Below are 14,370 nucleotides of genomic sequence, written 5' to 3'. Positions count from 1 at the left end.
ACTCGGGTGCACACGGCAGAATGCCGTCATGACCGGAGCGGCGCTGCAGCCCCTCGCCGTCCCCCTGGGCGACGACGTCCTGACGCTGCTGCCCCGTCTCCAGGCCGCGCTCGAGGGTGGGGCCCCCGTGCTGCCGTATGCCGCCAACTCGCCTGCGCCCCTCATCGGCCGTCACGACCCTGCCGACCTCCCCGACGGTCTCGCCGTCGCCGTGGGCACGTCGGGCTCCACCGGCCGGCCGAAGCGGGCGCTGCTGACCGCCGAAGCGCTGTCGCGCTCGGCCTCGGCGACCCACCAGGTGCTCGGCGGCAGCGGGGCGTGGCTGCTCGCCATGCCGGCCCACCACATCGCCGGGCTCCAGGTGCTTCTGCGCTCGATCGCTGCGGGCACCGACCCCGGCGTGCTCGACCTGCGCGACGGCTTCACGGCCGCGCGGTTCGCGGAGGCCACCGCGCGGCTGCGGCCGTCGAGCGCGGCCCGTCGCCGCTACACCGCGCTCGTGCCCACGCAGCTCGGTCGGCTGCTCGACGACGACGCCGGCCTCGAGGCGCTCGCGACCTACGACGGCGTGCTCGTCGGCGGCGCCGCGACGCCGACCGCCATGGTCGAGCGCGCCCGGTCGGCCGGGGTGGCCCTGCGCCTGACCTACGGGATGAGCGAGACGGCCGGGGGCTGCGTCTACGACGGGGTGCCGCTGCCCGTCAGCCGCCTGCACGTCGACAACGACCGCCACGTCGTGCTCGGCGGCGACACCATCGCCCACGGCTACCTCGGCGAGCCGGGGCTGACCGCCGACGCCTTCACCGTCGACCCCGACGGCGTGAGGTGGTTCCGCACCGACGACCTCGGCCACTTCGACGACGACGGGCTGCTTGTCATCGACGGGCGCGCCGACGACGTCATCAACAGCGGCGGCCTCAAGATCAACCCCGGAGTCGTCGAGGACGCGATGTCGCGCCACCTCGACGCCGTGCTCGACGTCGTCGTCCTCGGGCTGCCCGACCCCGAGTGGGGCGAGAGCGTCTGCGCCGCGGTCACCCTCCTCGACCCGACCGGGCACCTCACGACCCGCGAGGTTCGTGACCGACTGCGCGGCATCCTCCCCGAGGCCGCCCTGCCGCGCCGCGTGATCGTGCTCACGAGCATCCCGCAGCGCGGCCCCGGCAAGCCCGATCGGGCCGCGATCCGGCATGCGCTGCAGGAGCGGGCCTGACCGGTGGCAAGATGGGGGCATCCCCATCAGGCCCGACGCAGTCCGACGCAGTCCGCCGCAGTTCGACGTCGGCCGCCGGCTGCCGACAGGGCTGCGAGGCGCCGCCCGGTGCCACGGGCGCCGAACCGAGGAGTTGCCGTGCTGCGAGTCGTGTTCATCGCCATCGTGGTGTTCGCGACGATCTATGCGCTCGTCGACTGCGTGCAGACCGACCGCCGCCAGGTCCGGGTCATGCCCAAGCCCGTCTGGCTGCTCGCCGTCCTCGTCCCCGTGGCTGGGCCGCTCGCGTGGTTCTTCGCCGGACGCGCCGCGGCGCGTGGCGGCGGTCCGACGCGCGGGTCCGGTGGGCGCCCGACCGGGCCACGCGGACCCGACGACGACCCCGACTTCCTGCGCCGCCTCTGACGAGGCTGTGGGCTGTGCCGGGTCGGGGTGGGGCGGCGGGGTGCGAGCGCACCTCGTGGCGGTGACGGCAGAATGACCCGTGACGAGTGGCAGGCCGCGACGGCCCCGCCGCACGAGCTCTGACCCCGACCGATCGAGCGCCGCACCCGCACGCTCCACGCACCCACACGGCATACGCCCCCACCGACCCGACGCGAAGGACACCTCAGGACCATGGCCACCCTCTCCCAGTGGATCGAGGGTGCCCGGCCCCGCACCCTGCCCGCGGCCGTGTCGCCCATCCTCGTCGGCACCGGCGCGGCCTACCAGACCGGGCACGTCGTCTGGGCCTACGCCATCCTCGCGCTCGCCGTGGCCCTGCTGCTGCAGGTCGGCGTCAACTACGCCAACGACTACTCCGACGGCATCCGCGGCACCGACGAGGTGCGGGTCGGCCCCGTGCGGCTCGTCGGACAGCGGCTCGCCGAGCCCCGCTCGGTCAAGATCGCGGCCTTCACTTCCTTCTTCTTCGCCGGGCTGCTGGGGCTGGCCCTCGTCGGCCTCTCCGGGCTGTGGGTGATGATCCCGATCGGCGCCGCTGCCATCCTCGCCGCCTGGTACTACACCGGCGGGTCGCGGCCCTACGGCTACCTCGGGCTCGGCGAGGTCTTCGTCTTCGTCTTCTTCGGCCTCGTCGCCACCCTCGGCACGATGGCGACGATGACCTCCCTCACCGCCGCCGGGTGGTGGGGCGCGATCGGTGTCGGGTCACTGGCCTCGGCCATCCTCGTCGCGAACAACCTGCGCGACATCCCGACCGACCGCGAGCACGGCAAGCGCACGCTCGCGGTCCGCATGGGCGAGCGGGGCACCCGCATCTTCTACGTCGCCCTCGTTGCGGTGGCCTTCGTCATGACCGGCCTCGCGTCCTTCACGTCGCCGTGGGCGCTGATCGCCGTGCTCGCGGCGCCGTTCATGGTGCGGCCGATGCAGGCCGTCGTTGGAGGGGCGACCGGTCCGGGCCTCATCCCGGCGCTCGCGGGCACCGGCCGCTTCCAGCTCGTCTGGTCGGCCCTGCTCGCCCTCGGCCTCGCCCTCGGCAAGGTCTGACGCCTCCCGCGGGACCTCCCACCACACACCGCCCCCCACCACCCCCGATTCGAGGTGATGGCAGAGGCCACGTGGGGCCCCGAATCACCTCGAACCAGAAGACGGTGCGCACCGACTTCTGCCTGACGCCCGCCCCCCAACAACCCCCGGATCGAGGTGATCGCGGAGGCCACGTGGGACCCAGGATCACCTCGAACCAGAAGACGGTGCGCACCGGTTCCTGCCTGACGCCCGGCCCCCCACCACCCCCCCGAATCGAGGTGATCGCGGAGGCCACGTCGGGCCCAGGATCACCTCGAACCAGAAGACGGTGCGCACCGGTTCCTGCCTCAGGACCGGCCCCCCACCCCCCCGAATCGAGGTGATCGCGGAGGCCACGTGGTGCCCGGGATCACCTCGAACCGGGGGTGGCCTTGGCGTCGTCGGCCGCGTCCGCGTCCTGGGCGTCTGCGTCCTCGTCGTCCTCGTCCTCGTCTTCGTCCTCGTCGTCGTCGGGGGGCTGGAGCGAGGCGAGCTCCGGCACGAGCTCGTGCCGCTGGCGGAAGGTGTCGAGGATCGCGAGGAGCACAGCGGCCACCGGGATGCCGATGACGGCCCCGATCGCCCCCAAGAGCGCAGCGCCGGCGATGACCGAGCCGAGCGCGACCGCGGGGTGCACGTCCATGGTGCGCCGGCTGATCTTCGGGGTGAAGACGTAGTTCTCGAGCTGCTGGTAGACGGTCGCGAACAGCGCGATCCACAGAGCGTTGATCGGCTTGTCGAGCAGCGCGAACAGCGCCGGGAGCACGACCCCGATGTAGGTGCCGATCGTCGGGATGAACTGCCCGACGATGCCGGCGAACACGCCGAGGGGCAACCAGAAGGGCACGTCGATGAACCAGAAGAACGCCGCGTGGAAGAACGACGACAGCGTGGCGAGCAGGACCTTCGAGACGACGTAGCCGCCGGTCTTCTCGACCGAGATCGTCCACACGGTGATGAAGACGTGCTGGTAGCGCTGCGGCAGCCACGACCCGATCGTCTGGCGCAGCCGTGGGCTGTCGGCAGAGAAGTAGTAGGCGAAGACGAGGATCGTCAGCGCGTCGAAGATGAAGGTGAAGACCGAGCCGAAGATGCCGAGGATGCCGCCGCCGTACTTCCCCGCGAAGTCACCGATCTTGCTCGGCGTCAGCTCGAGGGCGTTCTGGATCTGGGCGATGTCGAAGGAGGTCTTGAAGGTGCTGTTGACCCAGTCGAGGGCCGACGTCACGGCGTTCGGCAGCTGCTGACCGAGCTGCGAGAGCTGCGAGATGAAGACCTGCCCGAAGAGCTCGGCCAGGGCCGCCGTGATGATGAGCATCGCCAGCATCGTGAGGCCGGTCGCGACCCCCCGTCGCATCCCCCGGTGGGCGAGCCACAGCACCGCTGGCTCCATGGCGATCGAGAGCAGCCAGGCGAGGAGCAGCAGGAGCAGGAACGAGCTCATCGCCTCGAAGGCCCAGATCGCGATCCAGAGGCCCACGAGCGAGACCAGCACCGTGAAGACGATGCGGCGCACGTTGGCCGACGGGATGGCGATCCACTGAGGGTGGTGCTCGGAGTTCGCGCCGAGGCGCCGGGCCGCCTCGCGCCGGGCGACGGTGCCGTGCTCGGCGACATCCGCGTGGTGCCCGACGTGGTGGACGCCGTCGTGCGACGCCGGCTCATGGCGCCCCTCAGGAGGGGGCTCGTGGCCCAGCTCGTCCTCGGGCGCGGGTCGTGTCACGGCTTCGAGCCTACGACCACAGAGACCTGCCGATGCGCCGCCCACGCCAACCAGTTGACGCGCGTGCGCCGCAAATCCCTCACGGCACAGGCATACCCGTCCGGGTGGGCGACGGGACGGCTCCGCGGGTCAAAGCTCGCTGCGGGGGCGCTCCTCGCGCGTCGCGTCCGAGGTCAGGTCGGCGGGACGGTCAGCGGAGCGGTCGGCGTCGACGGTCGACGAGCCGGTCGAGCCCGCAGCGGTCACTCCCGGCCCTGCCGCTGCGAGACCTGGCACCGGCTGGCCCGCGATCTCGGCGTCCTCGTCGGCCTCGTCGCCACGGGCCTGCGCCTTGGCGGCGAGCCGGGCCTCGTGGCGCTCGACGAGCTTGGCGGTCATCTCGTCACGCATGCCGCGCAGCAGAACGTAGGACAGCGCTGCCGAGGCGATCGCCGCCGCGGCGAGCAGCAGCACCGGGTTGTCGCGCAGCCCGATGAGCCAGAAGAGCAGGACGAAGCCGAGGAAGATCAGCAGCCGCAGGACGGAGTAGCGGGCCACGTCACCCCACCCCGGAGTAGTTGTGCATGCCGACGAAGGTCGACACGAGGTTCACGAGCGTGAAGTTGATGATGACGCAGACGAAGCCGACGAGGGCGATGAGCATCGACTTGCGGTGGTCGACCCCCGCGGTTGCACGCGAGTGCATGTAGGCGGCGTAGACCGTCCAGATGACGAAGGTCCACACCTCCTTGGGGTCCCACTGCCAGTAGGCGCCCCACGCCTGCTTCGCCCAGATGGCTCCCGCGATGAGCGTGAACGTCCAGAGGATGAAGGCCACCATGTTGAGGGTGTATGCCGTCCGCTCGAGTGCCGCTGACGACGGCAGCGACTCCATGAAGTTCGGCTTGGCCGGCGGCTTCTCCTCGCGGTGCAGGCGCACGAGGTAGACGATGCCGATGGCGAACGCGATGGTGAAGAAGGCGACGGCGATGAAGGCCACCGACACGTGGATCGCGAGCCAGTAGGACTTGAGGGCCGGCATCAGCTCGCCGGCCTCGGTGTAGAGCACGGTGAGGGCGAGGCCCTGCACGAGCAGGATCGGTCCGACGACGAAGACGCCGAGCCACTGCCAGTTGTTGCGCTTGGCCAGGACGCTGTAGGCCACCCCGACGGCAGCCGCGCCGGCTGTCGCGAACTCGAACATGTTGCCCCACGGCGGACGCGAGACCGCGAGACCGCGCATGAGCACGGAGGCGACGAGCAGCGCCGTGCCCAGGTAGGTGAGCATCAGGGCGATGTTGCCCCGCTGGCGGCTCTCGCGGCTCTCCTCGAAACCGGGCGCGGCGGCATACGGGCTCCGGCGCTCGGGCGTGCCGGGTGCGCCGGCGCCCACGAGGACGTCCTCGCGCACCTCGGCGCGCTCGGCGACCTTGGAGTCGGCGACCTGCGGGGCGCGCGCGGCCAGGTGCCAGGTGAAGGCGAGCATGGCGAGGGTGTAGACGATCATCGACGCGTAGAGCGCGGCGTTCGCGTTGGAGGCGAGGTTCACGAGCGGTCGTTCCGTTCTGCGAGGCGGTCGTGCACGGCCGCGACGATCGCGGCGAGCCCGGCGTCGGAGTCCTTGGACAGGCCTCCGATGGAGACCACGGTAGCCGGTCGCCCGTCGTCACCGGAGGGGCTGTCGACCCCTGCGGCCCCGGGCCCTGCGGGCCGGACCCGGACAAAGACGCGGCGGCGCTTGATCGTCAGCCCGAGGATGAGCCCGGCGGTGGCGAGGATGGCGCTGACGAGGCTGATCGGAGCACCCGGGTCGGTGCGGACCGACAGGCCCGCGAAGCGCTTGACGGAGTCGAAGGTCACCGTGCCGCGGCCGCCGGGGATCTCGTAGGTCTGGCCCGGCTTGAGGCGGATGAGCGCCGGAGACCCGTCGGCCTTGGTGACCTGCTTCATCTCGTCGGTGTTGAGGGTGTAGACCGACTGCGGCGCGTCGCCCGGGAAGAGGTTGCCCTCCCAGATCGACAGGGCGACCTCGGGATTCTTCGCGTCGGGGAAGAGCGAGGCGGGCCCGTGGATGAAGGTCGGCTCGGCGGTCGGCAGGAAGAAGCCGGTGAGGCCGAGCTGCTTCGGCGAGGCGGAGGGCACCTTGATGACGCCCACCGAGCGGTAGTTGCCGTCCTGCGGAAGGAAGGGCGTCGCCTCGCGGTAGAGGATCTCGCCCTTCGCGTCGCGCACCGTGATGACGGGGGTGTAGCCGTTGCCGAGCAGGAAGATGTCGGCGCCGTCGACGGTGATCGGGTGGTTGACCGACACCGACTCCTTCGTTGCCGGGGCGCCGGGCTCGCGCTGGAGGGTCGTGTATGCCGTGAACTCCTTGGGCATGCCGAAGCCGCGCCCGGGGGCCTCGTTGAACTGCACGTCGAGCCGGTCGAGCCCGAGGACGAAGGGCGGCAGGGTCTCGGTGTCGACCCAGGGGCCGGGCGAGATCGTGTTGTAGGTGCCGGCCGACGAGGCGAACTTGTCGCCCTCGGCGAGGATGATGTCTCCGCGCCAGCCGAAGACGTGGCCCACGGCCATGCCGACGATGATGCCCGTGAGCGCGAGGTGGAAGACGAGGTTGCCGGTCTCTCGCAGGTAGCCCGACTCTCCGGAGAGGCTCGTCGAGTCGTGGGAGTGCAGACGGAACCGCTTGCCCCGCAGCACTTCCCGCGCCACGGCGAGCGCCTCGTCCTGCGACAGGTCCGTGACGACCTCGGCATGCTCGTCGAGCCGCGAGAGCCGGGCCGGAGCGCGCGGCGGCGTGGCGCGGAGCGCGGCCACGTGCACCTTGGTGCGCGGCACGATGCAGCCGACGAGCGAGACGAAGAGCAGCAGGTAGATCGCCGAGAACCACGGCGAGGAGTAGACGGCGAAGAAGCCGAGGCGGTCGAGCCACGGAGAGGTCGTGGGGTTCTGTGCGATGTAGTCGGCGACCCGACCGGCGTCGATGTTGCGCTGCGGGAAGATCGACCCGGGCACGGCCGCGACCGACAGGAGCAGCAGGAGGAAGAGCGCGGTGCGCATGCTCGTCAGCTGGCGCCAGGCCCAGCGGACCCAGCCCATGGCGCTGAGCTTCGGCAGCGACGGGTCGGGCTGGGTGCGCTTGCGCGGCCGCGGAGGCGTCTCGGTCGTCATCTCAGATCGCCACCTGGAAGCCGTTCAGGAGCTGCACCTGGAGCCACACGATGACGTCCTCCCAGACTCCGGTGACCATGAGCAGGCCCACCGCCACGAGCATGACGCCGCCGACGGTCTGCAGCGCCCGGCGGTGGTCGCGCAGCCAGTCGCTGGCGCGGCCTGCGCGCTCCCAGAGGGCCGCCATAAGCACGAAGGGTAGACCGAGCCCGATGGAGTAGACGGCCGCGAGCACGAGCCCCCGTCCGATCGAGCCCGACTGCGCCGACAGCGGCGCGGCCATGGCCTGGATGGCTCCGAGGGTCGGGCCCATGCACGGCGACCAGCCGATGGCGAAGGCCGCCCCGAGCAACGGAGCCCCGGCGAGACCGGCACGCGGTCGCCAGCTGACCGGTGCGGCATACGACCCGCCGAGGCCGAGGAACATCAGCCCCATGACGAGCACGACCGCGCCACCCACGCGCATGAGCGCGCCCTGGTGCTCGCGGAAGGCGAGACCGATGGTCGACACGGCGGCCGCGGCGATGAGGAAGACGACGGTGAAGCCGAGTACGAAGAGCACGGCGCCCAGCACGAGCCGGCCGCGGGAGCGACGCTCGAGCGAGACGTCGGACAGCCCCGTGACGTAGCCGAGGAAGCCGGGCACGAGCGGCAGGACGCAGGGCGAGGCGAACGACACGAAGCCGGCGACGAGCGCCACGGCAGCCGCGATGACGAGCGAGCCCGTGGCGATCTGCGCGTCCATGACGGCGCCTCAGGCCTTCTCGTCGATGGCGTCGTCGATGAGGCCGAGGAGCGTCGTCGTCGTGACCGGCCCGGAGACACGCGCGGCGATGCGGCCCTGCGCGTCGAGCACGAGGGTCGTCGGCGTCGCGGACGCCTTGCCCTGCAGGGAGAGGATCGGCACTCCCCCGTCGTAGGCGAGCGAGGGGTAGGTGACCTTGTTGGCCTTCTGGAAGGCGAGGCCCGTCTCGGGGCTCTCGAGCTTGTCGAGGCCGACGAAGTCCACGGGTCTGCCGTCGGCCTGGACCTTCTCCCACGCCTTCTGCAGCGCCGGGGTCTCCTCGATGCACGGCGGGCACCACGAGCCCCACACGTTGACGACGACGACCTTGCCCGCCCGGTCGGCGAGGTTCCAGGGCTGGCCCTCGAGCGTCGTCCCCGAGAGTGTGACGGGCGCGCCGCGCTCGGAGACCGCGAGCTGCTCGATCGAGCCGTCACCGGCGACGTAGCCCTTGCGGTCGCCCGCCTTGGCCTGAGCCTCGACGGAGTTGGGGTCGGTCGAGCACGCCGCGGTGAGGGTCACGAGACCACCGGCGACGGCGAGGGCGCCCCACTTCAGTGCGGTGCGCCGAGCGGGCTGGCGCATCAGGCGCCCACGCTCTTGCTGGCCTGCCCGAGCAGGGCGGCGGCCGGCTCGGAGTAGGTGATCGACGAGAGCTCCTCGCCGGAGTAGGTGAGAGAGGTGAGGGAGGCGAGCGTGCACTCGCGGTTGCGCGGGTCGTGCCAGAGGCGGTGGCCGGCGAGCTTGTTGCGCGCCGTCCAGATCGGCAGCTGGTGGCTGACGATGACGGCCTCGTGACCGTGGGCGGCGCGACGGACGTCCTCGATGGCGGCGATCATGCGCTCGGCGATCTCCTCGTAGGGCTCGCCCCACGACGGCTTGCGCGGGTTGCTGAAGAGGTGCCAGTTGCGCGGGTGGAGGAGGTCGGTCATGCCGACCGACCGGCCCTCGAAGTGGTTCGCGGCCTCGATGACCCGTTCGTCGGTCTCGATCGGCAGCTCGTGCGCGGCGGCGAGGGGCGCCGCCGTCTGCTGGGCACGCTCGAGCGGCGAGGCGACGACATGGGTGATGTCGTTGGGCCCGAGGTGTCGCGCGACGACCATCGCCATCTGCTGCCCGAGGTCCGAGAGCCGGTAGCCCTCGAGCCGGCCGTAGAGCAGCCCCTCGGGGTTGTGGACCTCCCCGTGGCGCATGAGGTGCACGACCGTCAGCTCGGGGGCGTCCGCCGTCCCGTCCGCCGGCATCCCGGTCGTGCTCGCACTCATGGTCGACAGTCTCTCAAACGTGCAGGCCGAGACCGAATCCGCTCCACCCCGACCCCCCCGCGCCACCCCGCGCCCGGGGGCGGGCGACCTGTGGACGGCGCCGGACGGCATACCGGCTGGGCCGTAGCATCTCCCTCGTGTCGTGGTCACTGTGGCTCACCCTCGTCGCCGCCGGTGCGCTCATCTCGTTCACCCCGGGGGCCGGCGCCATCAACACGATGGCCAACTCGCTGGGGTCGGGGTGGACTCGCTCGATCTGGGGCATCCTCGGGCAGCAGGTCGCGCTCGTGGCGCACATCGCCATCGTGGCGGCCGGGGTCGGGGTGCTCGTCGCCGGCTCACCCGTGCTCTTCGCCGCCATCAGGTATGCCGGCGCCGCCTACCTCGTCTATCTCGGCATCCGCCAGTTCCGTTCTCGCGCAAAGGCGGTCACGGTAGGCGAGGCCGAGCCTGAGGGCGCTGGATCGATGTTCCGGAGAGGGCTGCTCGTCAACCTCACCAACCCGAAGGCGGTCGTCTTCTTCCTCGCCTTCATGCCGCAGTTCATCGTCACCGACCGTCCGCTGCTGCCGCAGTATGCCGTCCTCGCCGCCACCGTCGTCGCCATCGACGTCGTCGTCATGTGGTTCTTCTTCGCCGCCGCGGCCCGCGGGCTGGGGCGCCTCGCCCGGCGCGAGAAGGGCCAACGCACGCTGAACCGGGTGTTCGGTGGCCTCTTCGTCGGCGTCGGGGTGCTCCTCGCGGCCGTCCACTGACGGGGTCATCGGGTGATTCCGATCACCCGATGACCCCGCAGTCGAGGTGATCGCGGCACCCGCGTGGGCGCCACGATCACCTCGAACCGGCGGTCAGACGAGCTCGGGCACGTCGAGGTGGGCGACCTCGAGCGAGAACTCCCCCACCTCGGTGACGCGCATGCCGGTGTCCTGCGCCAGGTCGGCGCGCAGCCCCATCGCGGCATCGCGCGTGACCGCCATCGCCTGCTCTGAGTCGTAGGTCGCCGTGAGGCAGCCACGCCCCGAGGCCCGGTCGACGAAGAGGCTGGCGCTGCAGAAGCCCTCGAGCTGCTCGACGTGGGGCATGATCCCCATCTTGAAGGCGTCGATGACACGGTCGACCGACGCCGGATCCGACTCGATCCACGTCACCCGCGCGCAGGCGCCGTCGGCGGCGCGGTGGTCGCGGTGGAGGTAGGCGACCTCCCACTCGTCGACGGTGGCCTCGCCGCCCATCATCGCCGCGGCCTCGGCGCGCATCGTCATGACGGCGCCGGCGGTGGCCGTCATCGCGTCCTCGTCGCGCCATGCGGTCGTCACGATGCAGCGTCCGGTGGCGCGGTCGGCGAGCACGGACATCCCGATGCACCCGTCCATCGCCCTGACCTTCGGCATCACCACGTCCCTCGCGTGCGAGATGCCCGTCTCCATCATCCCCGGCTGGCCCATCACGGTCGTGGATCGTGCGTGCACGGCCCACCTCCCTCACTCGAGGCGGCACCCCGACGGCGCCGCCGTCACCGACCAGCGTCCTCCTGGGGAGGCCCCGCCACAATGCCCCAGCACCACCCGCCGGTATGCCGTCCGGGCCAGCAGGCCGTCTCACCGCGGCATCGCGGCCGGTCCAATCGAAAGAGCAGTCCGTCGCCATCGAGGCCGCCGACCCTGGCCCCCGGACAATCGAAAGAGCAGCTCGTCGCCGTCGAGCGGTCCCGCGCGGCCACCCCAAAGGGCGACGAACTGCTCTTTCGATTGGCTCTCCTGCCGTGTGCGCCGCCCGGGAGCAGGGGGTCAGTCCGGGGTGGCGGCGGCGCGGGCGGCCGCCGGGAGGGCGGCGAGGACGTGCTCGACGGCGGCGTCGTCGTGCGACGCCGAGACGAACCACGACTCGAAGGCGCTGGGCGGCAGGTGCACACCCCGGTCGAGCATCGCGTGGAAGAAGCGCCGGAAGGCGTCGGTGTCCTGGTCGCGGGCATCGTCGTAGCCCGTCACCGCGGCGTCGCGGAAGAAGACCGAGAACATCGAGCCGGCCCACTGGATCGTGTGCGGCACCGAGGCCTCGGTCAGCGCGGCCGACGTCGCGTCGGCGATGGCGCGGCTCACGACGTCGAGCCTGGCGTAGACCTCCGGGGTGCAGCCGCGCAGCGTCGCGAGGCCGGCCGCCGAGGCGACGGGGTTACCGGAGAGCGTTCCCGCCTGGTAGACCGGGCCTTGCGGCGCGAGCATCGCCATGACGTCGGCCCGCCCGCCGAAGGCCGCCGTCGGGAAGCCTCCGCCCATGACCTTGCCGAAGGTGTAGAGGTCGGCCGCGCCGGAGGGGTGCTCCTCGAGCCCGTGGTAGCCGGACGGCGAGCAGCGGAACCCGGTCATCACCTCGTCGGAGATGAGCAGGGCGCCGTGGGCGGCGGTGACGCGGCGCAGCCCCTCCGTGAAGCCGGGCGCCGGCGGCACGACGCCCATGTTGCCCGGCGCCGCCTCGGTGATGACGGCAGCGATCTCGTGGCCACGCTCTGCGAAGGCCGCCTCGAGCGCGGAGAGGTCGTTGTAGGGCAGCACGATCGTCTCGCCGGCGCTCGACCGGGGCACCCCGGCGGAGTCGGGCAACGCGAACGTCGCGACCCCGGAGCCGGCGGCCGCGAGCAGGGCGTCGACGTGCCCGTGGTAGCACCCGGCGAACTTCACGACGACGTCGCGCCCGGTGAAGCCGCGCGCGAGCCGAAGGGCCGACATCGTCGCCTCTGTGCCGGAGTTGACGAGGCGCACCTGCTCGACCGGCTCCATGCGAGAGACGATCTCCTCGGCGAGCAGCACCTCGTTCTCCGAGGGCGTGCCGAACGAGAAGCCCTTGGCCGCAGCGGAGTTCACCGCAGCGAGCACGTCAGGGTGCGCATGCCCGAGGATCATCGGGCCCCAGGAGCAGATGAGGTCGACGTAGCGGTTGCCGTCGACGTCGGTCAGCCACGGCCCCGAGCCGCTCGTCATGAAGCGCGGGGTCCCGCCCACCGCACGGAAGGCGCGCACCGGCGAGTTGACGCCGCCAGGGATGACGCGGATCGCACGCTCGAGCAGGGCTGCGGACGCCGGGACGTCGGTGGTCGGCTGGGGGGTCACGATGGGCGAGCTCATGACCCCAGTCTCCCAGCCACCTGTCCGGACCCCGAGCGCCGCCCCTCCCCGAGCCCGAGGACCGCCCGCTCCCGCGGCCTGCGGGTCAGCGGCCGCTCGTGCCGTCGGGGTCGAGGTGGTCGCGCACGATCGCCATGGCGTCGCCGATGGCCTGGAACTGCTCGGGCGTCATGATGTCGACGAGGTTCTCGCGCACGCTCTCGACGTGCACCGCCGAGATCTCGCGCACTGCCGCCAGACCACCCGGGGTCAGCACGAGCTCGACCCCCCGCTTGTCGTTGGCGCACTGCTCGCGCGTCACCCAGCCACGGTCCTCGAGACGCTTCGCGGTGTGCGTCAGGCGGCTGCGCGACTGCACGACCATCGAGGCGAGCTCCGACATGCGCAGCCGGTGGTTGTCGCTCTCGGAGAGCATCGAGATGATCTCGTACTCCGAGAGCTGCAGCCCCGGCCTGTCGAGCGCGTCGTCGAGGGCCCTCTCGAGCAGTCGGGTGCCACGCAGGATGGCGCGCCAGGACGCCTGCTCCGCGTCACTGAGCCACCTCACGTCGCCACGACTGCCATCCCCTGTTGCGGGCGCCATGGTGTCACCTCCACTCATCTGTGCAGATCGTAGTGGTGTCAGGCCAGCCAGTCGGCGACGTCGAGCGCGAAATACGTCAGCACGACCTGTGCCCCGGCACGCCGGATCGACGTGAGCGACTCGAGCGCGGCCCCTCGTAGGTCGATCCAGCCGTTCGCGGCCGCCGCCTGGATCATCGCGTACTCCCCCGACACCTGGTATGCCGCGACGGGCACCGACGCGCGCTCCGCCGCTGCCGCGACGACGTCGAGGTAGGACATCGCCGGCTTGACCATGACGATGTCGGCACCCTCGGCGATGTCGAGGTCGATCTCGCGGAGCGACTCGACGATGTTGGCCGAATCCTGTTGATAGGTGCGGCGATCGCCTTGCAGGCTCGACTGGACGGCCTCGCGGAAGGGCCCGTAGAACGCGGAGGCGTACTTCGCGGCATACGCGAGGATGACGGTGTCGGTGAAGCCCTCGCGGTCGAGCGCCTCGCGGATCACGGCGACCTGGCCGTCCATCATCCCCGACGGTGCGACGACGTGCGCTCCGGCACGGGCCTGCGCGACGGCCATCGCGGCATACAGCTCGTTGGTGGCGTCATTGTCGACCCGGCCACGGTCGTCGAGGACGCCGCAGTGGCCGTGGTCGGTGAACTCGTCGAGGCACGTGTCGGCCATGACGACGAGGTCGTCGCCGACCGCCTCGCGCACGGTGCGCAGAGCGACGTTGAGGATGCCGTGCGGGTCGATGGCCCCGCTGCCGGTCGCGTCCTTGTCGCGGTCGCGGGGCACGCCGAAGAGCATGATGCCGCCGAGGCCCGCCTCGACGCAGCGCCGCGCGACGTCCACGACGCTCGCGAGGGTGTGGTGTACGACGCCGGGCATCGACGAGATCGGCGCCGGCGCTTCGATGCCGTCGGCCACGAAGACGGGCAGCACGAGGTCACGCGGGTGCAGCCTCGTCTCGGCGACGAGCGACCGCAGGGCCGGGGTCTGCCGGAGCCGGCGCGGCCGCTCGATCATCGCGT

At 71.5% G+C, this 14,370-nt stretch carries 15 protein-coding genes; 4 read left to right on the top strand and 11 right to left on the bottom strand.

Annotation, left to right across the window (positions count from 1 at the left end; all coding sequences use genetic code 11):
• Positions 1-28 precede the first annotated feature (28 nt).
• The 3 genes from menE (at position 29) to FHX52_RS23085 (ending at position 2,707) form a co-directional block, all read left to right on the top strand.
• The gene (gene menE, locus FHX52_RS23095; protein WP_141824653.1) at positions 29-1,213 is read left to right on the top strand and encodes an o-succinylbenzoate--CoA ligase; all 1,185 of its coding nucleotides are present in this window, start codon (positions 29-31) and stop codon (positions 1,211-1,213) included.
• A 138-nt stretch (positions 1,214-1,351) separates the two neighbouring features.
• Complete coding sequence (locus tag FHX52_RS23090; RefSeq protein WP_141824652.1) at positions 1,352-1,618, top strand: PLDc N-terminal domain-containing protein; 267 nt, start codon at positions 1,352-1,354, stop codon at positions 1,616-1,618.
• 213 nt (positions 1,619-1,831) lie between these two features.
• Entirely contained in the window at positions 1,832-2,707 is an 876-nt protein-coding gene (locus FHX52_RS23085) for a 1,4-dihydroxy-2-naphthoate polyprenyltransferase (RefSeq protein WP_141824651.1), read from the top strand.
• 391 nt (positions 2,708-3,098) lie between these two features.
• On the opposite strand, the gene FHX52_RS23080 is transcribed toward FHX52_RS23085, so the two are convergent.
• The 7 genes from FHX52_RS23080 to FHX52_RS23050 all read right to left on the bottom strand — a co-directional run bounded on the left by FHX52_RS23080 (position 3,099) and on the right by FHX52_RS23050 (position 9,650).
• Positions 3,099-4,451, bottom strand: a complete 1,353-nt coding sequence (locus FHX52_RS23080) for an AI-2E family transporter (RefSeq protein WP_185747443.1) — start codon at positions 4,449-4,451, stop codon at positions 3,099-3,101.
• A 129-nt stretch (positions 4,452-4,580) separates the two neighbouring features.
• Positions 4,581-4,988 carry a DUF4229 domain-containing protein gene (locus FHX52_RS23075; RefSeq protein WP_141824649.1) on the bottom strand — a complete coding sequence of 136 codons (408 nt, stop codon included), beginning with the start codon at positions 4,986-4,988 and terminating at the stop codon, positions 4,581-4,583.
• 1 nt (position 4,989) lies between these two features.
• Complete coding sequence (gene ccsB, locus FHX52_RS23070) at positions 4,990-5,979, bottom strand: c-type cytochrome biogenesis protein CcsB (protein ID WP_141824648.1); 990 nt, start codon at positions 5,977-5,979, stop codon at positions 4,990-4,992.
• Entirely contained in the window at positions 5,976-7,601 is a 1,626-nt protein-coding gene (gene resB, locus FHX52_RS23065) for a cytochrome c biogenesis protein ResB (RefSeq protein ID WP_141824647.1), read from the bottom strand. The genes ccsB and resB overlap by 4 nt, the downstream gene beginning before the upstream one ends.
• A 1-nt stretch (position 7,602) precedes the next feature.
• Positions 7,603-8,346 (bottom strand): cytochrome c biogenesis CcdA family protein, encoded by a 744-nt coding sequence (locus FHX52_RS23060; RefSeq protein ID WP_141824646.1) that lies wholly within the window; start codon positions 8,344-8,346, stop codon positions 7,603-7,605.
• Between the two features lie 9 nt (positions 8,347-8,355).
• A complete protein-coding gene (locus FHX52_RS23055; protein WP_141824645.1) occupies positions 8,356-8,970 on the bottom strand; it encodes a TlpA family protein disulfide reductase in 615 nt (204 codons plus the stop codon).
• Positions 8,970-9,650, bottom strand: a complete 681-nt coding sequence (locus FHX52_RS23050; protein WP_141824644.1) for a histidine phosphatase family protein — start codon at positions 9,648-9,650, stop codon at positions 8,970-8,972. Before FHX52_RS23050 ends, FHX52_RS23055 begins: the two co-directional genes overlap by 1 nt.
• A 137-nt stretch (positions 9,651-9,787) precedes the next feature.
• Here FHX52_RS23050 and FHX52_RS23045 point away from each other — a divergent pair, with 137 nt between their 5' ends.
• The gene (locus tag FHX52_RS23045) at positions 9,788-10,405 is read left to right on the top strand and encodes a LysE family transporter (RefSeq protein ID WP_141824643.1); all 618 of its coding nucleotides are present in this window, start codon (positions 9,788-9,790) and stop codon (positions 10,403-10,405) included.
• A 93-nt stretch (positions 10,406-10,498) separates the two neighbouring features.
• On the opposite strand, the gene FHX52_RS23040 is transcribed toward FHX52_RS23045, so the two are convergent.
• The 4 genes from FHX52_RS23040 to hemB form a co-directional block, all read right to left on the bottom strand.
• Positions 10,499-11,119, bottom strand: a complete 621-nt coding sequence (locus tag FHX52_RS23040) for an antibiotic biosynthesis monooxygenase (RefSeq protein WP_185747442.1) — start codon at positions 11,117-11,119, stop codon at positions 10,499-10,501.
• Between the two features lie 318 nt (positions 11,120-11,437).
• Positions 11,438-12,772 (bottom strand): glutamate-1-semialdehyde 2,1-aminomutase, encoded by a 1,335-nt coding sequence (hemL, locus tag FHX52_RS23035; RefSeq protein WP_141824642.1) that lies wholly within the window; start codon positions 12,770-12,772, stop codon positions 11,438-11,440.
• Positions 12,773-12,857: 85 nt separating this feature from the next.
• Complete coding sequence (locus FHX52_RS23030) at positions 12,858-13,319, bottom strand: MarR family winged helix-turn-helix transcriptional regulator (RefSeq protein WP_141824641.1); 462 nt, start codon at positions 13,317-13,319, stop codon at positions 12,858-12,860.
• Positions 13,320-13,393: 74 nt separating this feature from the next.
• Positions 13,394-14,365 (bottom strand): porphobilinogen synthase, encoded by a 972-nt coding sequence (gene hemB / locus FHX52_RS23025; protein ID WP_141824640.1) that lies wholly within the window; start codon positions 14,363-14,365, stop codon positions 13,394-13,396.
• Between the last annotated feature and the right edge of the window lie 5 nt (positions 14,366-14,370).

It is taken from the genome of Humibacillus xanthopallidus (assembly GCF_006717145.1).
GTDB lineage: Bacteria > Actinomycetota > Actinomycetes > Actinomycetales > Dermatophilaceae > Humibacillus > Humibacillus xanthopallidus.
Note: the sequence above shows the minus strand (reverse complement) of the source record. Positions and strands in the feature narration are given on the sequence as shown.